Source organism: Streptomyces sp. NPDC048434, assembly GCF_043200375.1.
In the GTDB taxonomy this organism is placed as follows: domain Bacteria; phylum Actinomycetota; class Actinomycetes; order Streptomycetales; family Streptomycetaceae; genus Streptomyces.
Genome location: NZ_JBICXQ010000003.1, coordinates 68,128 through 87,109, shown reverse-complemented (window position 1 = coordinate 87,109; position 18,982 = coordinate 68,128). Strand labels below are relative to the sequence as shown.

The 18,982-nt window shown below is 71.0% G+C and carries 15 protein-coding genes; 14 read left to right on the top strand and 1 reads right to left on the bottom strand.

What is annotated here, in order from left to right:
* Positions 1-65: 65 nt before the first annotated feature.
* The 11 genes from ACGFWI_RS04640 (at position 66) to ppk2 (ending at position 13,874) form a co-directional block, all read left to right on the top strand.
* Positions 66-1,094: a zinc-dependent alcohol dehydrogenase family protein gene (locus ACGFWI_RS04640; RefSeq protein WP_393904439.1), complete on the top strand. Its 1,029-nt coding sequence runs from the start codon at positions 66-68 to the stop codon at positions 1,092-1,094.
* Positions 1,095-1,260: 166 nt separating this feature from the next.
* Positions 1,261-2,925, top strand: a complete 1,665-nt coding sequence (locus ACGFWI_RS04635; protein WP_393904438.1) for an FAD-dependent oxidoreductase — start codon at positions 1,261-1,263, stop codon at positions 2,923-2,925.
* A gap of 340 nt (positions 2,926-3,265) precedes the next feature.
* A complete protein-coding gene (locus ACGFWI_RS04630; RefSeq protein ID WP_393904653.1) occupies positions 3,266-5,671 on the top strand; it encodes a SpoIIE family protein phosphatase in 2,406 nt (801 codons plus the stop codon).
* A 1-nt stretch (position 5,672) separates the two neighbouring features.
* Positions 5,673-6,773: a sugar ABC transporter substrate-binding protein gene (locus ACGFWI_RS04625; protein WP_393904437.1), complete on the top strand. Its 1,101-nt coding sequence runs from the start codon at positions 5,673-5,675 to the stop codon at positions 6,771-6,773.
* An 11-nt stretch (positions 6,774-6,784) separates the two neighbouring features.
* Positions 6,785-7,594 carry an ATP-binding cassette domain-containing protein gene (locus ACGFWI_RS04620; RefSeq protein WP_393904436.1) on the top strand — a complete coding sequence of 270 codons (810 nt, stop codon included), beginning with the start codon at positions 6,785-6,787 and terminating at the stop codon, positions 7,592-7,594.
* The gene (locus ACGFWI_RS04615; RefSeq protein ID WP_393904435.1) at positions 7,576-8,877 is read left to right on the top strand and encodes a sugar ABC transporter permease; all 1,302 of its coding nucleotides are present in this window, start codon (positions 7,576-7,578) and stop codon (positions 8,875-8,877) included. The genes ACGFWI_RS04620 and ACGFWI_RS04615 overlap by 19 nt, the downstream gene beginning before the upstream one ends.
* A gap of 58 nt (positions 8,878-8,935) precedes the next feature.
* Positions 8,936-10,120 carry a permease gene (locus tag ACGFWI_RS04610; protein WP_393904434.1) on the top strand — a complete coding sequence of 395 codons (1,185 nt, stop codon included), beginning with the start codon at positions 8,936-8,938 and terminating at the stop codon, positions 10,118-10,120.
* A 145-nt stretch (positions 10,121-10,265) separates the two neighbouring features.
* A complete protein-coding gene (locus ACGFWI_RS04605) occupies positions 10,266-11,135 on the top strand; it encodes a universal stress protein (RefSeq protein WP_393904433.1) in 870 nt (289 codons plus the stop codon).
* A gap of 176 nt (positions 11,136-11,311) precedes the next feature.
* Positions 11,312-11,611, top strand: coding sequence for a dsRBD fold-containing protein (locus ACGFWI_RS04600; RefSeq protein WP_393904432.1), 300 nt, complete (start codon positions 11,312-11,314; stop codon positions 11,609-11,611).
* Between the two features lie 61 nt (positions 11,612-11,672).
* Entirely contained in the window at positions 11,673-13,019 is a 1,347-nt protein-coding gene (locus ACGFWI_RS04595; RefSeq protein WP_393904431.1) for a nicotinate phosphoribosyltransferase, read from the top strand.
* A gap of 33 nt (positions 13,020-13,052) precedes the next feature.
* Positions 13,053-13,874 (top strand): polyphosphate kinase 2, encoded by an 822-nt coding sequence (ppk2, locus tag ACGFWI_RS04590; RefSeq protein WP_393904430.1) that lies wholly within the window; start codon positions 13,053-13,055, stop codon positions 13,872-13,874.
* Between the two features lie 21 nt (positions 13,875-13,895).
* Here the strand turns inward: ppk2 and ACGFWI_RS04585 are convergent, their stop codons facing one another.
* Positions 13,896-14,771, bottom strand: coding sequence for a universal stress protein (locus ACGFWI_RS04585; RefSeq protein WP_393904429.1), 876 nt, complete (start codon positions 14,769-14,771; stop codon positions 13,896-13,898).
* A gap of 213 nt (positions 14,772-14,984) precedes the next feature.
* On the opposite strand from ACGFWI_RS04585, the gene ACGFWI_RS04580 reads away from it, so the two are divergent.
* The 3 genes from ACGFWI_RS04580 (at position 14,985) to ACGFWI_RS04570 (ending at position 18,931) form a co-directional block, all read left to right on the top strand.
* Complete coding sequence (locus ACGFWI_RS04580) at positions 14,985-15,581, top strand: hypothetical protein (protein WP_393904428.1); 597 nt, start codon at positions 14,985-14,987, stop codon at positions 15,579-15,581.
* Between the two features lie 141 nt (positions 15,582-15,722).
* Entirely contained in the window at positions 15,723-16,487 is a 765-nt protein-coding gene (locus ACGFWI_RS04575) for an HAD family hydrolase (protein WP_393904427.1), read from the top strand.
* Positions 16,488-16,528: 41 nt separating this feature from the next.
* Positions 16,529-18,931, top strand: a complete 2,403-nt coding sequence (locus ACGFWI_RS04570) for a glycoside hydrolase family 65 protein (RefSeq protein WP_393904652.1) — start codon at positions 16,529-16,531, stop codon at positions 18,929-18,931.
* The last annotated feature ends 51 nt before the right edge of the window (positions 18,932-18,982 follow it).

Sequence of the window (18,982 nt, the reverse complement as noted above, 5' to 3'; positions counted from 1 at the left end):
GAGCGTCGACGGGCCCCGGCCGCGCACCGCTTGTCCGTCTCCCCGGTGGGCGCCATCCTGGGGACATGGCCCCCGTTGCAGGCCCGGACACGGTGTCCGGCTGGGTCGTCCGGCGCCCTGGCCCGATTGCCTCCGGGCCGCTGGCCTTCGTCCACCGTCCGGCTCCCGAGCCGGGCCCCCAGGACCTGTTGCTCAGGGTGGAGGCCTGCGGTGTGTGCCGTACGGATCTGCATCTGGCGGAGGGCGACCTGCCCCCGCACCGCCCGTCGACCGTCCCCGGTCATGAGATCGTCGGCCGGGTGGTCGCCACCGGCGAGGCGGTGACGGCGTTCCGTACCGGCGACCGGGCCGGCGGGGCCTGGCTGCGCCATACCTGTGGTGTCTGCCGGTACTGCCGTGCGGGCCACGAGAACCTCTGTCCGGGATCCCAATACACCGGCTGGGACGCCGACGGCGGCTTCGCCGATGCCGCGCTCGTCCCCGCGGACTACGCCTACCCGCTCCCGGACGACGAGGACGCCACACGGCTGGCGCCGCTGCTGTGCGCCGGGATCATCGGGTATCGCGCGTTGCGCCGCAGTGCCCTGCCCGCCGGCGGCAGGCTCGGGATCTACGGTTTCGGCGCCTCGGCACATCTGGCCGCGCAGGTCGCCCTGGCCGAAGGCGCGACCGTCCATGTGCTGACCCGTTCGCCGCGGGCCCGTGAACTCGCCCTCGATCTGGGCGCATCGTCAGCCGGCGACGCCTACGACCGCCCTCCCGAACCGCTGGACTCCGCGATCCTCTTCGCGCCGGTGGGCGAACTGGTGCCGGTGGCGCTGGAGGCACTCGACCGTTCGGGCACGCTCGCCGTGGCCGGTATCCATCTCACCGACATCCCGCCGCTCACCTATCAGCGTCACCTCTTCCACGAGCGGAATCTGCGCAGCGTCACCGCCAACACCCGGCAGGACGGCCGCGAGTTCCTGGCGACCGCGGCGAGGATCGGCATACGGGTCACCGTCAGCCCCTACCCGTTGAGCCGTGCCCCGCAGGCCCTCGCCGACCTGGCCGCCGACCGGGTTCAGGGGGCCGCTGTGCTGACGCCTGACTGACCGGCGCCACGGCTGCCGCGAAACCCGTCACGCCGTGCGCAGGGAGTGCGGAACGTCAACTCCGATGCGCCGGATGACTTCTTTCAGGTACTCGCACCCCTCGCCGTCGTCACGGATAGTAGTCAATTGACTACACCACGCCACCGTTTCGACAAGGGGAGACCAGATGGCCGTCCAGCAGGTGACGACCGGAGCCGCCTACGGGACCGAAGTGGGCCAAGGAGACGCCCGCTACGAGGCCCTTCGGAGAGGGTTCAACCAGCGCTTCATCGCGACACCCGACTACGTGTCGGTGGTCAGCTCGACGAGCGAGGTCGTCGCGGCGCTCAACAAGTATCTGGCGAGCCACCGTTCCGATGAGGATCTCCACCGGCGGATCACGGTCCGGTCGGGCGGCCACTGCTACGAGAACTTCGTCTGCGGCGACGACGTGGGGGTGATCCTCGACCTCGCGCAGATGGACCGGGCCTACCTGGACCAGGAGATGGGCGCGTACTGCGTCGAGTCCGGAGCGAACAACTGGCATGTCGCCACCCACCTCTACGCGCCCTTCGGTGTGGCGCTGCCCGGCGGCTCCTGCTACTCGGTCGCCGCCGGCGGCCATGTGTCCGGCGGCGGGTACGGGCTGTTGTCCCGCCAGCACGGGCTGACCGTGGACTATCTCTACGCGGTGGAGGTCGTGGTCGTCCGCGACGGACAGCATGCGGAGGTCGTGGTCGCGCGGCGTGATGCGCCCGAGCAGGAGCTGCGGGATCTGTGGTGGGCCCATACCGGCGGGGGCGGCGGGAACTTCGGGGTGGTCACCCGGTACTGGTTCAAGGGACTGCCGCAGCCTCCGTCCCAGGTCCTGCTGCATGCCGTGGCCTGGCCGTGGAAGGACCTCGTGGACCAACCCGACCGCTTCAAGTCGCTGGTGCGGAACTACGGGCTGTTCTTCGAGTACGAGAACACCCCGGAGCTCCCGGTGGAACTCCGCCGCGACTACAGCGACATGTTCACCCTGCTGAAGCTGAACCACCGCGCCAACGGCAAGATCGGCCTGATCACTCAGCTCGACGCCACCAGGCCGGACAGTGTGGAACGCCTGGAGGCCTTCCTCGGGTGGCTCACCCAGGATCTGGGCATCGAATCCACCCCGCTGGACCGGCGCATGGGCGAGCATGCGCCCATGGGTGACCTGGAGGTGCCGACCCGGCTGCCGTGGCTCACCGCCACCCAGACGCTCAACGGCTCCGGCGACAACCAGTGCGGCAAGTACAAGTCGGCGTATATGACGCGTGGTTTCACCGAACCGCAGCTCCAGGCCATCTTCACCCATCTGTCGCGCAAGGGCTACGACAACCCCCAGGCGCTGCTCCAGGTCGACTCCTACGGCGGCGCGATGAACCTCCCCGAAAGCGGCGACACCGCGGTCTACCAACGCAGTTCCGTGTTGAAGCTGCAGTATCAGACGTACTGGGCCTGGAAGAAGGACTCCAACGACGACGGGGTCACCGACCATCTCGACGACGAGGCCGACCCCTCGATCGCGGCACCGCACCTGCGCTGGATCCGCGAGTTCTACCGCGATGTCTACAAGGACACCGGCGGGGTGCCGGTGCTCTCGCCGACCGGCACTCCGGCCGGCGAGCAGTCGGCGCCGGTGACCGACGGTTGCTACATCAACTACCCCGACACCGACCTCGACGACCCCGACTGGAACCGCTCCGGTCAGCCGTCGCACCGCCTGTACTACGGCGACAATTACGCACGTCTGCAGGCGGTCAAGAGCCACTGGGACCCGCGCAACGTGTTCCGGCACGCCCAGTCCATCCAGCCGTACACGAGCTGACCCGCCCCGCGGCGGCCCACGGGGAGACCGGTCCGTGCCGCTGCCGTGAAGGAGTGCGCCGAACACCCTCCGTTACCTCCTCGCCGACTCGCTGCTCCCTCCCCCCGTGCCGCACCATGGAGAGGAGGCCGTGAATGACGACATATCCGGTGAGGCGGTGGCGGGGTGGACGCTCCGGCCCCGGAGGGCGGATGCGGCGACCGTGGCTTACAACGACGACGGCTTCCGGCGTACGGAGGCGGTGCAGGCAGTGACCGCACGGGTCCTTGGGTCTACCGGGGCTGAGCTGACCGCCGTCTATGTGCCCGCCGAGGGGGGCGGCGATCTTCAGCTGGCCGAGATGGTCGGCGGCTCCGGTACTCCCTACGGGCTGCCGACGAGGTTCCGGCTGTCCGGCAACTCTCCGGTCGCCGCGTGCTTCCGCACCGGCCTCGCCCTGTGGCTGAGCCCGGCGGAGCTGGCGCAGTACGGCGTCAGCGGTCCCCCGGGCAGTCCTGCTGCGGAGCCGTGGGAAGGCGCCGGGACGCTGCCGTCCGATGTCTCGCTGGGCGTGCTGCCGCTGGGCGGGGAGGCCAAGCGGCTGGGGTGCCTGGTGGTCATGGACAAGGCCCCGGACGCCTTCGACGCCGACCGCCGCCATCTGCTGGAACTGCACGCCGACCAGGTATCCGCGGGACTGGAGGCCGTCGCCGCCCGGGTCATGGCCAGGACGGAACGGCGTTCGCTGCTGGGACCGGGGCTGGACACTCTCCGGGGCGGCGCGTTCACCCTGATGCTCAGCACCGGACGGATCGACGCGGACGCCCAGGTACTGGAGCTGTTCGGGATCGCTCCGGAGGAATTCGACCGGCGGGTGGAGACGCTGCTGGCGCGCACGGCGCCGGACGACGTTCCCGCGCTGATGTCGATCGTGGAGCCGAGCCGGCTGCCCTCCGCCGGCCAGCAGCTGTCGATCCGTATCCGCCGGCCCAACGGCGAGCTTCGCTGGCTGAGCCTGCGCTGCCGGGTGCTGGTCGACGCCGACGGCGCCCCGGAGCGCATGCTGGGCGTGGTCGCCGACGCCTCCTATCTGCGCCCGAGCGCGGACGAGGTCTCCATCGTGCAGCAGCTGTCCGCCGCGCTGGCCGGCGCCACGACCATCCGCGAAGTGAGCCAGGTGGTGGTCGGCGCCCTGCGGATGCCGCTGGGGGCCGGTCGGGTGGCGGTGGCCGAGCTGGAGGCCGACCGGTTCGTTGTGTCCGTCCTCGACCCGCCGGAACCCGATGCCTGGCCCGCCGCCTGGCGGTCCGAGTGGCGGACCGAGTGGCCCGATGCGTCATGTCATTCGATGCCCACGCTGGAGAGCGTGCTGCGGGGCGGCCATGTGGCCCTGTGGCCGCCGGGACACGCTCTCGAATCCGACCTGGCGGGCATCGGGCCCGGCGGTCTCGCCGTCCTGCCGCTGCCGGCCGACGGCCGGATCGTCGGGGTGTGCCTGGTCGGATGGGAGGAGGAGCACGCGTTCGGGCCGGAGGAGCGGTCCCTGCTGACCGCGACCGCGGGTCTGGTGGGCCAGGCCCTCGTCCGCGCCCATGCGCTGGACGCCGGGCATGAGCTCGCCACCATGCTCCAGCGCAGCCTGCTGCCCCGCAAGCTGCCGTCGCTGCCCGGCGGAGTGGCCGTCGCCCGCTATCTGCCCGCCACGATGGGCCTCGAAGTGGGCGGCGACTGGTACGACGTCATCCCGCTGTCCGACGGCCATCTCGCGCTCGTCATCGGTGATGTGGAGGGCCACAGCGCCGGCGCCGCCACGATCATGGGCCAGATGCGCACCGCCATCCGGGCCTACGCGATCGAGGGCCACCCGCCCGATGTGGTGTTCTCCCATGCCAACCGGCTGCTCCTCGGCATGGAGACCGATCTGTTCGCGACCTGCTGCTATGTGGACCTGGACATGGAGGAGGGCATCGCCTGGTTCGTCCGGGCCGGACATCTGCCGCCGTTGCTGCGGTTCCCCGACGGCACGACAGAGGAACTGTCGGTCGAGGGCGGGCCTCCGCTGGGGGTGGCCGTGGAAGGTGAGTTCCCGCTGACCGAGGTGGGCCTGACCCCCGGCACCGTGCTCGTGCTGCTCACGGACGGCCTGGCCGAATCGGCCACGCTCCACCTGGACGACGGCATCCGCCGGGTGCGCGAGCTGCTGGCCGCGGCCGACCCGGCCGATGCCGGGCAGCTGGCCGACACACTGCTCGGGGAGTCGAAGCGGCGCGACGACGATGTGGCGGTGCTGGTCCTGCGCTACGACGGGATGCGCGTCCGCCCGACCCGGGTGCGCTGGGCGGTGTGGCGGCTCCCCGACGCCGTGATGCACGCCCGCCGCTTCACCGCGCGCAAGCTGCGTTCCTGGAACGTGACCGAGGAGCTGGACGTGGCACTGCTGGTGGTGTCCGAGCTGGTCACCAACGCCATTGCGCATACACAGGGCGAGGTGCGGCTGGATCTGACCCTGGCCGCGGACCGGCTGCGGATCGCGGTGAACGATGCTTCGCCCCGCGCACCGGTCAAGCCGACGAGCGTGGACTGGGAGTCGACCGGCGGCCGTGGGCTGCTGCTCGTCGAAGCGGTGTCGGCGTCCTGGGGCTCGGTGCCGCTCAGCGGCGGCAAACAGGTGTGGAGCGAGATCGCGCTGGATCCGGGCGAACAGCTCGGCATCGCGGAGGCAGCGGCCGCCGCGGACGGCCGACGGAACGGTGAGGAGGTCCCGTGAGGTGAACACTCGTCTGCGTGGAGCCGCCGTCATCCTGGCCGGGCTGTGCATGGTGGCCGGGCCGGCCGCCTGCGGGAAGGCCGGCGGGGTGCACGAGCCGAGCGGGCCTGCCTCCGGCGGTGCCCTGAAGATCGGTGTGCTGCTCCCGGACAACACCTCGCGCCTCTACCACTTCGACAAGCCGCTGATCGAGAAGAAGATCCATCAGCTGTGCGCCGAATGCACGGTGGAGGTCGTCAGTGCGGAGCACGATGTGGCCACCCAGCAGCAGCAGATGGACGCGATGATCACCAAACGGGTCCGGGTGCTGATCCTGGATGCCGTCGATTCCAAATCGCTCCGCTCACCGGTCGACAGCGCGCGAGCGGCAGGAATCCCGGTCGTCGCCTACGACCGCCTCGTGGAGGGACCGGTCTCGTCCTATGTCTCCTTCGACGGCGAGAAGGTCGGCCGGCTGCAGGGCGAGGCACTTCTCCAGGCGCTCGGCGACAAGGCGCACGGCGCCCAGATCGTCATGATGAACGGCGCTTCGACGGACCCCAACTCCGCCTGGTTCAAGCAGGGCGCGCTCGAGGCGCTGCAGGGCAAGGTGAAGATCGGGAAGGCCTACGAGACCGCCGAATGGCGACCGGAGAACGCCAACTCCAACATGTCCGCCGCCATCTCCGCCCTCGGCGCCGAGCACATCGACGGCGTCTACTCCGCCAATGACGGGCTGGCGGCCGGCGTCATCTCCGCCCTGCGGGCCGCGAAAGTCGATCCGTTGCCTCCCGTCACCGGCCAGGATGCCGAACTCGCCGCCATTCAACGCATCGTGACGGGCGATCAGTACATGACCGTCTACAAGCCCTTCGCGCCCGAGGCCGGCACCGCCGCCGCCATGGCCGTCGCGCTGGGGCGCGGCAAGAAGCTCGACGGCATCACGACGCACACGGTCAACAGCCCCACCAACCGTGGCATCCCGGCCGTGCTGCTCACCCCGATCTCCGTGACCGTGCACCGCATCAAGGGCACCGTGATCAAGGACGGTATGTACACGATCGATCAGATCTGCACCCCCAAGTTCGCGTCCGCCTGCCAGAAGGCGGGGCTCACCAGGTAAGGCAGGTATCCATGGATTCCAGCCCAGCTCTCCGGCGACCGGTGCCGGCGCCGCCCCTGCTGGCGCTGCGCGGAATCTCCAAGCGATACGGCGCCGTCCAGGCCCTGGCGGATGTCGAACTGGAGGTACGCGCCGGTCAGGTCGTCGCTCTCGTGGGCGACAACGGCGCCGGCAAGTCCACGCTGATCAAGGTGGTCGCCGGGGTCGACTCCGCCGATGAAGGCGTGGTCGAGTGGGAGGGTCGGCCCGTCCAGATCACCCGGCCCCACGAAGCCCAGGACCTGGGAATCGCCACCGTCTACCAGGACCTCGCGCTGTGCGACAACCTCGACGTGGTCGGCAATCTCTTTCTCGGCCGCGAGATCCACCGGACCGGCGTCCTGGACGAGGTGGAGATGGAGCGCCTCACCCTGGACCTGCTCGACATGCTCGCCATCCGGATGCCCGACGTACGGCTCCCGGTCGCCTCGCTCTCCGGCGGTCAGCGCCAGACCGTCGCGATCTCCCGCTCGCTCCTGGGCGAACCCCGGCTCGTGCTCCTCGACGAGCCCACCGCCGCCCTGGGCATCGAACAGACCGCCCAGGTCCTCGACCTCGTCGACCAGCTCCGCGAACGCGGGCTCGGCATCCTCCTCATCAGCCACAACATGGGCGACATCAAGGCTGTCGCGGACTGGGTCGCCGTACTGCGGCTCGGCCGGAACAACGGGTTCTTCGATGTGACGACCACGTCCCACGAACAGATCATCTCCTCGATCACCGGGGCCACGGACAACGCCGTGACACGCCGCAAGGCGCCGGGATGGGAGGCGCAGTCGTGAGCCGGACCTGGGCGCTCAGGAAGCACAAACCGTCCGGTGGGGAGGGCGGCGCCGGTGGGGCGGTGACCGCTGCCGACCGGCGCCGTCTCGCGCCCGATTTCGGGGCGCAGAACCCCCTCGACATGCTCCGGCGGAGGTTCCACAGCGGCGAGCTCGGCTCGGTTCCGGTCGCCCTCGGCCTGGTCGTGGTGTGGGTCATTTTCGAGAGCCTCAACGAGAACTTCCTCTCGCCGCGCAACCTGTCCAATCTGGCCGTGGACATCGTCGGCACCGGCATGATCGCGATCGGCGTCGTCTTCGTTCTGCTGCTCGGCGAGATCGACCTCTCGGTCGGCTCGGTGAGCGGCCTGGCGGCGGCCGCCTTCGCGGTGCTGAGCGTGAGCCACGGCGTGCCGGAGGGGCTCGCGCTGCTGGTCGCGGTGCTCGGCGGCACGGTGATCGGAGCCGTTCAGGGGTTCTTCTTCGCCAAGGTCGGGGTACCGGCGTTCGTGGTCACCCTTGCGGGCCTGCTGGGCTGGAACGGCCTGATGCTCTACATCCTGGGCGCCAACGGCACCATCAACATCGACGACAAGGGCCTGCTCGCGATGCTGACCAGCTACTACTTCAACAATGTGGCCGCCGCGTACGGCCTGGCGGCGCTCGGCACCGCCGGCTACTTCCTCGCCTCGTACCACGACGCGCGGCGGCGCAGGGCCGCCGGCGTGCCCACCCGGCCGCTGAGCGAGATCCTCCTGCGCACGGGCGTGCTGGCGGTGATCGCCATGGCCGCGGCCACCGTGCTCAACCTCTTCCTGGGACTCCCGCTGGCCCTGTTGATCTTCCTCATCATGCTCGTCGGCCTCGACTACGTGCTGCGTCGCACGCGCTACGGACGCATGATCTTCGCGATCGGCGGCAGCGTCGAGGCCTCCCGCCGCACCGGTCTCAATGTCGACCTGGTCCGCATCTCGGTCTTCATGGTCTCCGGGACGATGGCCGCGATCGGCGGTCTGTTCCTGGCCTCGCGCGTCACCTCGGCCAGTCAGACGTCGGGGGCGGGCCTGCTGCTGATGGATGCCATCGCCGCCGCGGTCATCGGTGGCACCAGCCTGTTCGGCGGGCGGGGCCGGACCTGGTCGGCCCTGCTCGGTGTCCTGGTCATCCAGTCGATCGCCTCGGGGGTGGCCCTCATGGGCATCCGGACCGCCGTGCAGTTCATGATCACGGGTGGTGTGCTGCTCATCGCCGTGGTCATCGACTCGCTGTCGAGACGGGCGCAGAAGGCGCACGGGCGGGTCTGAACGCGCTGCCGGGCGAGCGGGAGTTTGGGCCGCGGTACGCCAAGGAACACCTCAGCCGATGCACCCGATCCTGCACGCACTGTCCATCGCTGGATCCATGACCTGGGAGATCACCTGGGCGCTGATCCTGGGCTTCGCGCTGTCCGCGGTCGTCCAGGCCGTGGTGCGCAAATCCACCGTGGTCAGCCTGCTCGGCGACGACCGTCCCCGCACCCTGTCGCTGGCCGCCGCGCTGGGTGCCGCGTCCTCGTCCTGCTCGTACGCCGCGGTCGCGCTGGCCCGGTCGCTGTTCCGCAAGGGTGCGGACTTCACGGCCGCCATGGCGTTCGAGATCGCCTCCACGAACCTGGTGGTCGAACTCGGCGTCATTCTAGCCCTGTTGATGGGGTGGCAGTTCACGGCCGCCGAGTTCATCGGCGGACCGGTCATGATCGTCGTCCTGGCCGTGCTGTTCCGCCTCTGCCTGCGTGACAAGCTGCTGCGGGAGGCCCGTGAGCAGGCCGAACGGGGTCTGCCCGGCTCCATGGAGGGGCATGCCGCGATGGACATGTCCGTGCACCGCGAGGGGTCCTTCGCACGGCGGCTGTTCTCCATCGAGGGCTACACCGCGACCTCGCGCGTCTTCGTCATGGAATGGGCCGCGATCATCAAGGATCTGGTGCTCGGCCTGCTGATCGCCGGGGCCATCGCCGCCTGGGTCCCCGACAGCTTCTGGCGGGCCTTCTTCTTCGACGGGCACCCGCTGGCGGCGAAGCTGTGGGGGCCGCTGATCGGACCGCTGGTGGCGATCGCCTCGTTCGTCTGCTCCATCGGCAATGTGCCGCTGGCGGTGGTCCTGTGGAAGGGCGGGATCAGCTTCGGCGGGGTGGTCGCCTTCATCTTCGCCGATCTGCTGATCCTGCCGATCCTGAACATCTACCGGAAGTACTACGGAGCCAGGATGGCCCTGTTCCTGCTGGTCACGTTCTACGCGGCCGTCGTCGTCGCGGGCTATGCGGTCGAATTCGTCTTCGGCGGACTGGGGCTGATCCCCCGTCAGGCCGACGCACGGATCCCCATGTCCGGGGTCTCCTGGAACTACACCACCTGGCTCAACATCGCCTTCCTCCTCCTCGCCGCCGCGCTGGTCCACCGTTTCCTGCGCACCGGGGGCCGGGCCATGCTCCGCACGATGGGCGGCACTCCGCCCGACAGCCCGGGGACGCACACCGTGCCCGGCGGCACCGGGCACGGCACCCACTGACCGGGCCGGGCCCAGCGTCGCGGGCCCACGCTGAACCGAAAGACACGGCCCAGGGGCCGAGTGGCTCATGCCGGAGCGGGCGAGGTCGAGCACCCTGGAGGTATGGGCGCGAATGCGCCGAGCGCGCCAGGAACGGAGCGAGGCCATGAAGGATGTCATCACCGCCGGTGTGGACGGTACGCCCGAGTCCCTGTCGGCGATCCAGTGGGCGGCACAGGAAGCACGGCTGCGCCATGCGCGCCTGCGGCTGTTGCATGCCTGGGTGCTGCTCGCGCCGGAGCCGGTGCCCCACCCCCTTGAGGAAGGGGATCAGAACTACTGGCCCCATCGGATGATGGACGAGGCCGTCGCCGCAGTGCGCACCCGCTTCCCCGACCTCCCGGTGGACCCGGTTCTGGTGTCCAAAGACCCGCTGGAGGCCCTGCAGGAAGCCGCGGGACAGTCGGACCTGCTGGTCCTGGGCTCACAGGACCTGGGTCCGGTGTCCCGCTTCGCCCTCGGCGAGCTCGGTCTGAAGCTGGTGGCGCACACCGAGTGCCCCACGGCTCTGGTCCGCGCCCGGCAGGACGCCGCGGCGGTCGAGCAGGACGGGGAGGTGATGGTGGGGCTGGGCCTGCACGGACCGTGCGAGGCGCTGCTCGCCTTCGCCTTCGACACCGCCGCGCGGCGGGCCGTCACTCTGCGTGCCGTACACGGCAGGCACCTGCCCTCGTACGCGTACAACCGGGGCGGTGGCGTGGAGCCGATCGCCGCCGAGGAGGCCGCGCAGGACGCACGGCAGGAGCTGGCCGCGGTCCTGCACCCGTGGCGGGAGAAGTATCCGGACCTGCACGTGGACGAGCGTGTGGTGATGGAGAGTCCGGCGCCGGCCCTGTTGCACAGCGCCGCGGACGCGGGGCTGCTCATCGTCGGCCGGCGGCACCGGCACCGGCTGCCGACACCTCGTATCGGCCATGTCGTCCAGGCGGTCGTCCACCACGCTCCGTGTCCGGTGGCAGTGGTGCCGCACGCATGACCGCGAGACGGCGGGCGTCCACGGGCTGAGACGGCCGGTGGCCGGCGCCATGACGCCCCGCGGCAGAAGGCGGATGATGACGGTGAGGGCTCATACCGGCGGGGACCGGCTGCCGAGGGCGTGACGGCCCCGTTCGCGGCCTGAGGCGACGACCCCGGTAGAAGGCAGAGGTAACCATGGCAACGACAGTCGAGTGGCCCGTCCGTCTGTACCTCTTCGAGGAGGACGGAACGACCAAGGCACGCGTGGTGCTCCGGACCGGAACCACCACCCTCACCGGGCGCGGCACGGCCCGCTGCAGCCCCGAGGACCCGGATGTACCGGAGATCGGGGACGAGATCGCGGCCGGGCGTGCGATGAGGGACCTCGCCGGGCAGTTGCAGCGGGTGGCAGATCTTGATCTCGAAGGCGTCGGTGCCGGGCCGCCCCGGCATGAGCATCGCGCCTCCTACGGCTGGGCGAGCGCGATGGCGTGAGTCCGGTGCGGGCGCCGTCCCGGCCGACCGATGGCACGGCGCTCCGTGGAAGGAGTCGGCCATGTCGGATGCGACGCTCACCGACCTGTATGAAGCGACCATGGCCCTCTCATATCTGCACGAGGGCATGACGCAACCGGCGACATTCAGCTGCTTCGTACGGGCCCTGCCGCCGGACCGGGGGTTCCTGATCGCCGCCGGGGCCGAGACCGTCCTCGACTTCCTCTCCGACTTCGCCGTCGGACGCGATGATGTCGAGGTGTTCGCGGAGGCGCTGCAACGGCCGGCAAGGGATCTGGCTCCGCTGCTGGGGATGCGCTTCACCGGGGAGGTCCGGGCCGTGCCGGAGGGGCGGGTCGTGCTGGCCGACGAACCGTTGCTGGAGCTCACCGCTCCGCTGCCGCAGGCACAGTTCGTGGAGTCGTATGTGCTCAATCACCTCACCCATCAGACGACCATCGCGTCCAAGTGCGTCCGATGCGTGCTCGCCGCACGGGGACGCTCCGTCGTGGACTTCTCGCTGCGGCGCACCCATGGAACCGCTGCCGCCCACCAGGTGGCCCGGCTGGGTGCCATGACCGGTTTCGCGGGCACCAGCAATGTGGCGGCGGCGCACGCCGAGGATCTGGCGACGGTCGGCACGATGGCGCACTCGTACATCGAGGCGTTCGGGGACGAGGAGGCGGCGTTCACCGCGTTCGCGCTCTGCCATCCGGGACCGGTGACTTTTCTGGTGGACACCTACGCCACCGAATCCGGCGTCGCGGCGGCGGCCCGGGTGCTGAACGCGCTGGGGCGCGGTGACGGGTCGGCCATCCGGCTGGACAGCGGTGACCTCGCGGAACTGGCCTTCCGGGCCCGCACGATCCTGGACAACGCGGGACTGCCGCAGGTCCGCATCGTCGCCAGCGGCGGGCTGGACGAATTCGCCGTGCACGATCTGGCGCGGGCGGGAGCGCCGATCGACGGGTACGCCGTGGGCACCAGCGTCGGGGTGAGCGCCGACGCGCCCTCGCTGGATTCGGCGTACAAGCTCGTCGCGTACGACGGCCACCCCGTGATGAAGCTGTCGGTGGCGAAGGCAACCGCACCGGGCCGCAAGCAGGTCTTCCGCCGGCCCGGGTGCCACGATGTGATCGGCCTGGCCGACGAGCCGGTTCCCCCGGGCAGTACACCGCTGCTGGAAACCCTGATGCGCGGGGGCGAGCGCAGCGCACCGCGCGGCCGTGTGGAGGACGCCCGGGAGCGGGTCGCGGCCGATGTCGCGGAGCTGCCCGCGACGGCCCGGTACACCCGGTCGCCGCAGGCCGTGCGGGCGAAGGTCTCGAAGCGGCTCTCCGCCCTGACCGAGCACGTCCGGCGGCAGGTCGAGCGCGAGGTCCTGGCCCCGTTCGGCTCGCACGCCTGAGCCGCCGGGGGCTTTTCTCCGTACCGTCGTCGTATGGCGGACAAGCAGGGCGGCAAGGGCCCCGGGAAGCTGTCGCGGTCGCGGTACGAGCGGGAGCTGTACCGGCTGCAGACGGAGCTGGTGAAGCTCCAGGAGTGGGTGCGTACCGAGGGTGCCCGGCTGGTCGTCGTCTTCGAGGGGCGTGACGCGGCCGGCAAGGGAGGCACGATCAAGCGCGCCACCCAGTACCTCAACCCCCGGGTGGCGCGGATCGTGGCGCTGCCCCGGCCCACCGAGCGGGAGCGCACCCAGTGGTACTTCCAGCGCTACACGGAGCACCTTCCCGCGGCGAGCGAGATGGTGCTCTTCGACCGCAGTTGGTACAACCGGGCCGGTGTCGAGCGGGTCATGGGCTTCTGCACACCGGCCGAGCACCAGCGGTTTCTGCGTCAGTGCCCGGTCTTCGAGCGGATGCTCGTGGAGGACGGGATCCTGCTGCGCAAGTACTGGTTCTCGGTGAGCGACGAGATGCAGGAGCGGCGGTTCCGGCGCCGGCTGGAGGACCCGACGCGGCGCTGGAAGCTCTCCCCCATGGATCTGGAATCCCTGACCCGCTGGGAGGAGTACTCGCGGGCCAAGGACGAGATGTTCGTCCATACCGACATCGCGGAGGCACCGTGGTACGTCGTCGAGAGCGACGACAAACGCCGGGCCCGGCTGAACATGATCGCCCATCTGCTGTCGACGGTGCCCTACCGTGCCATCACCCCGCCGGAGCTCACCCTGCCGCCGCGGCCTCCGGCCACCGGCTATCAGCGGCCGCCCCGGGATCTGCAGACTTACGTTCCCGATCATGCGGCCGGGCTGGAGAAGTAGGCGCAGGGCTGCGGCGCCGGCTCAGGCGTGCTGCGGCACGACCGCCACGGGGCAGGCGGCGTGGCAGAGCGCGGTGTGCGCCACCCGGCCGGGCTGCAGACCGAAGTGTCCCTGTCGGCGCTGTGCTCCGACCACCAGCAGATCCGCGGCGGCGGCGCGTTGCACCAGGACCTTGTGGGCCGGTCCCTCGACCATGGCGCGGTGCACCCGCACCGCCGGATGCGCGTCGGCCGCCTGTGCCAGAGCGTCGTCCAGCAGCGCAGATGCCTGCTGTTCGTGGTAGCGGTGGGCCTCCGCGGGGAGCGGCGGGGCGTCGGGCGTCTCGTGTGCGGGGTGGCGCCAGGCGCAGACCGCCTCCAGCGTGCAACGGCGGACCTCGGCCTCGCGGAAGGCGAAGCGGACGGCCGCCATTTCGCCGGCCGGGTCGGCGACGCCGAGGAGGATGCGCGCATGGGTGCCCGCGAGTCCGCCCGCGTCACCGCGTACCACGATCACCGGGCACCGGGCGCGGGCGGCAACCGTCAGACTGACCGACCCCAGCAGCAGGCCGGTGATCTCCCCGCGTCCCCGCGACCCCAGGACCAGCGCCGATGCATGGAGGGCCTCGTTGAGCAGGACGGTGACCGCGTCGTCGGCCAGCACCTCCGCCGAGACCTTGACGTCCGGGTGACGGCGTCGGGCGTGTGCGGCGGCCGACTCCACGATGTTCTCCGCCAGCACCTGCTCACTGGGACGATCCGGGCCCTGCGCCTGTGACGTTCCCTCGTAGCGCTCCCACCGGGAGGCATGGACGATCCGCAGCGGGAGTCCGTGGCGTGCCGCCTCGTCCACCGCCCAGTCCAGCGACCGGAACGCGGCATCCGATCCGTCGGTTCCGACAGTCAGCGGATGCTCCATCGCCCCCACTTCCTTTCGCTCCTCGGCGAAGAGGCCGTACTGCCACCGTCGCACCACGGTCCGGTGCGCGCAGGGGACGGATGGCCACCGGCCATGGGCCGACCGGATCCTCTCGGCGCTTTGGGGGCGCTCCGCCGGGAGCGCCCCGGACTCTCAGCGCGACTACCGTGGAGGTGTGGCCCGCCACGGTGCGGGGCACACCGCGGAGGCATCGTGAGCAACGACGGAAGCCAGGTCGCAAGGGCTCGCAGCAAGATCCTCTGGCCGTGGCGGCGCAATCCGCTCCGGCGGCGGTCGGATGTGGCCCAGGCCTGGATGGTGCTGGTCACCGGCGTGCTGATCGCGGTGTCCGCGCCGGCCGCGGGGTTGGCGGCCGCCGGCACGGTGGATACCGGTGCCGGACAGGCCGGCGCCCACTCCGTCGCGGCCGTTCTGACCGAGGACCCTCCGACCCGTGTCGGCGTGGACGTCTCGGGCGGCGCCGTGACACGGGTGCACGCAACGGTGCGCTGGACGGCTGCCGATGGCGCGGTCCGTACGGGCGAGACCGCAGTGGCGCCGGGCCTGCGGGCCGGTGACCGTACCTCTGCCCGGCTCGACGGCCGCGGGGCGCTGATACGCGATCCCGTCACGCCCACCCAGGCGAGGGGCGAGAGCATCGCGATCGGCACCGTGGCGGCGAGCTCGACCGCTCTGCTGCTGCTCGGCGCCGAACGCACCGGCCGCGCCCTCCTGGACCGCCGGCGCTACGCCCAGTGGGAGCGGGAGTGGGCGGCGGAAGACCCCCGGTGGGGGCAACGGGCGGCGTGAAGCGACGCGGGGGGCGGCCAGGTCGTGCCGAGGCCGTCGGGCCCGGCGGCACCCACCCGAGCGGGAGACGGCGTGCGGCGCGCCCATGGTGCACAGCCGTGGTGCCATGGAAGGGACACACCGACGAACGGAACCGTCACCATGAGCGGCGCGCCGTCCCTGGCCGCTTGCCTGCACTCACTGCGGGCCGTGGTCTTCGACACCGACGGGGTCATCACCGACTCCGCCCGGATGCATGCCGCGGCCTGGAAGGGCGCCTTCGACCCTTGTCTGGCGGCCGTCGGCGGACAACGCCCCTTCGACCCGGTGGACGACTATCTGCGCCATGTCGACGGCCTCTCCCGGCAGGACGGGGCGGCCGCGTTCCTGCGCGCACGGGGCCTCGATCTGCCGCTCGGCACGCCGGACGACGCACCGGGCACGGACACCGTCGGCGCCGTCGCGGCCCGCAAGGACGCGCTGTTCACCGCGAGTCTGCGGACCGATGCCGTCACCACCTGGCCCGGCACCGTGCGCCTGCTGGGGGTGCTGCGTGACCAGGGGGTGCCGTGTGCCGCCGTCTCCGCGTCCCGTCATGCCACCGAGCTGCTGTCCGCGGCCGATGTGCTCGGGCTCTTCCAGGCCGTGGTGGACGGCAACGAGGCGCGCCGGATGGACCTGCCGGGCAAACCGGACCCGGCGCTCTTCGTGGAAGCGGCCCGGCGACTCGGTGTCCCGGCCCGGGACACCGCCGTGGTGGAGGATGCCCTCGCCGGTGTCGAGGCCGGCCGCCGCGGCGGATTCGGCCTGGTGGTGGGCGTGGACCGGACGGCCGGCCCGTACCGTGCCACCGCGCTGCGCCGCCGTGGCGCCGATGTGGTGGTGACCGACCCCGGCGAGCTGCTGACGTCCGGGGAGGGGGGATGACGGGCGCCTGGACCTGGTCTTACGACGTCCGGGGCGGGCGGATGACGCGCCCCTGGAGCTGGTCGTACGAGGGGTACGACCCGGACACGGAACGGCTGCGCGAAACGCTCTGCGCGCTCGGCAACGGCTACTTCGTCACCCGTGGCGCGGCGTCCGAGGTGCTGGCCGGGCCCGCGCACTACCCGGGCACCTACGCCGCCGGCTGCTACAACCGGCTCACCTCCATCGTGGCGGGCCACCCGGTCGAGAACGAGGACATGGTCAACCTGCCCAACTGGCTCCCGCTGCGCTACCGGATGTGCCCCGCCGACGCGGCGCCCGGCCCCTGGCTCTCCCCCGACCACCCGCAGCTGGCGGAGCACCGGCAGACCCTGGACCTGCGGCACGGCACGCTGACCCGCTGGTCGGTCTACGAGGACGAGGCCGGCCGGCGGCTGAGCGTGGAGCAGTGCCGCCTGGTGCACATGGGAGAGCCCCATCTGGCCGCGCTGCGCACCTGCTTCACGTCCCATGGGTGGGCCGGCACGGTGGAGGTGGAGTCCGGGATCGACGGTGCGGTGCGCAATGCCGGCGTCGCGCGCTACCGCGAGCTGGCGGACCAGCATCTGACGGGGTGGGACACCGGTGCCGAGCGACGGGACACGGTGTGGCTGAGCTGCCGCACCCTCGACTCGGACATCCGTATCGCGCTGGCCGCCCGGACCCGCGCCTCCTCAGGCCGGGGCGGGGCGCCCATGCCGCAGCTCACCGCACTTGCAGCGTTCCACGCCTTGGTTCTGCCCGTCGTCCCCGACTCCCCCGCGGTCGTCGAGAAGACCGTGGCGCTGTTCACCTCCCGCGACCCGGCGATCGAGAGCCCGCGGCATGCGGCCGTGGACTGTGTGGTTCTGGCCCCGCACTTCCGGCAGTTGCGGGCGTCGCACCGCCGCGCCTGGGAGAATCTGTGGCGGCAGGCCAAGCTGGAGGTCCCCGGCGAGGCGGGCGGAATCCTGCGTCTGCACCTCTTCCATCTCCTGCAGACCCTCTCGCCGCACACCGCCGAGCTGGATGTCGGGGTGCCGGCGAGGGGCCTGCACGGCGAGGCGTACCGCGGGCATGTCTTCTGGGACGAGCTGTTCGTGCTGCCGTTTTTGAACCTGCACCTTCCGCAGGTCTCCCGGTCGCTGCTCGACTACCGCTACCGGCGGCTGCCCGCCGCCTGCCATGCGGCGCGGGAAGCGGGCCGCACCGGCGCGATGTACCCCTGGCAGAGCGCCGGCGACGGCCGTGAGGAGACCCAGCAACTCCATCTCAACCCGCACTCGGGGCGCTGGCTGCCCGATCATTCCCGGCTCCAGCACCACGTCGGATCGGCGATCGCCTACAACGTGTGGCAGTACGGACAGGCCAGCGGCGACACGGAGTTCCTGCACACCAGGGGAGCGGAGATGCTGCTGCAGATCGCCCGCTTCTGGGCATCGGCCGCGGACTGGGACGCCGCGCTGGGCCGGTACCGCATCCGTGGGGTGGTCGGTCCCGACGAGTACCACGACGGCTATCCGGGAGCCGCCGAACCGGGCGTGGACGACAACGCGTACACCAACGTCACGGCGGCCTGGGTGCTGATGCGTGCCCTCGATCTGTGCCGCACACTCCCCGAGGCCCATCACCGGCAGCTGTGCGAACGCCTCCAGCTCTGCCCGGAGGAGCCCGAGCGCTGGGAGGACATCGCGCACCGGCTCCATGTGCCCTACCACCGCGGGGTGATCAGCCAGTTCGCCGGATACGGGGACCTCGCCGAGCTCGACTGGCACGGATACCGGCAGCGCTACGGCGACATCCGCCGGCTGGACCGGATCCTGGAGGCGGAGGGCGATACCGTCAACCGCTACCAGGCCTCCAAGCAGGCCGATGTGCTGATGCTGGGCTATCTCTTCTCGCCGGCGGAGCTCGCCTCGGTGTTCCGTCGGCTCGGCCACCGCCTCGACGACGACCTCTGGCACGCCACCGTCGACTACTACCTCCACCGCACCAGCCACGGCTCCACCCTCAGCGCCCTGGTCCACGCCTGGGTCCTGGCCCGTGTACACCGTCCCGACGCCTGGACGTACTGCGAGGAGGCGCTGACCGGGGATGTGGCGGACGTCCAGGGCGGCACCACCGCGGAGGGCATCCACCTGGGCGCGATGGCCGGCACCCTGGACTTCGTCCAGCGCGGTATGACCGGTCTGGAGACCCGCGACCAGGCGCTGTGGCTCGACCCGGCGCCGCTGCCCGAGCTCTCGAAGTTCGGGGTCCGCATCCGCTTCCGGCGGCACTGGGACATCGATCTGCGCATCCGCGCCGAGCAGGTACGGATCGCGGTACCGGCCTCGGAGAACGCCGCGGTGCGGGTAAAGCTGCGCGACCGCTCGTTCTCCCTCGCCCCCGGTACGTCGCGCCGGCTCGACCTGCCCGAGGAGTGACGAGCCGGCGACCCGTGCCGGACACGGCTCGTCCGCCGGACGGGCCGTGTC

Coding starts and splice junctions, on each gene's coding strand:
- ACGFWI_RS04640 (WP_393904439.1), top strand. CDS start 66: ATGGCCCCCGTTGCAGGCCCGGACACGGTGTCCGGCTGGGTCGTCCGG.
- ACGFWI_RS04635 (WP_393904438.1), top strand. CDS start 1,261: ATGGCCGTCCAGCAGGTGACGACCGGAGCCGCCTACGGGACCGAAGTG.
- ACGFWI_RS04630 (WP_393904653.1), top strand. CDS start 3,266: ATGGTCGGCGGCTCCGGTACTCCCTACGGGCTGCCGACGAGGTTCCGG.
- ACGFWI_RS04620 (WP_393904436.1), top strand. CDS start 6,785: ATGGATTCCAGCCCAGCTCTCCGGCGACCGGTGCCGGCGCCGCCCCTG.
- ACGFWI_RS04615 (WP_393904435.1), top strand. CDS start 7,576: ATGGGAGGCGCAGTCGTGAGCCGGACCTGGGCGCTCAGGAAGCACAAA.
- ACGFWI_RS04610 (WP_393904434.1), top strand. CDS start 8,936: ATGCACCCGATCCTGCACGCACTGTCCATCGCTGGATCCATGACCTGG.
- ACGFWI_RS04605 (WP_393904433.1), top strand. CDS start 10,266: ATGAAGGATGTCATCACCGCCGGTGTGGACGGTACGCCCGAGTCCCTG.
- ACGFWI_RS04600 (WP_393904432.1), top strand. CDS start 11,312: ATGGCAACGACAGTCGAGTGGCCCGTCCGTCTGTACCTCTTCGAGGAG.
- ACGFWI_RS04595 (WP_393904431.1), top strand. CDS start 11,673: ATGTCGGATGCGACGCTCACCGACCTGTATGAAGCGACCATGGCCCTC.
- ppk2 (WP_393904430.1), top strand. CDS start 13,053: ATGGCGGACAAGCAGGGCGGCAAGGGCCCCGGGAAGCTGTCGCGGTCG.
- ACGFWI_RS04585 (WP_393904429.1), bottom strand. CDS start 14,771: ATGGAGCATCCGCTGACTGTCGGAACCGACGGATCGGATGCCGCGTTC.
- ACGFWI_RS04575 (WP_393904427.1), top strand. CDS start 15,723: ATGAGCGGCGCGCCGTCCCTGGCCGCTTGCCTGCACTCACTGCGGGCC.
- ACGFWI_RS04570 (WP_393904652.1), top strand. CDS start 16,529: ATGACGCGCCCCTGGAGCTGGTCGTACGAGGGGTACGACCCGGACACG.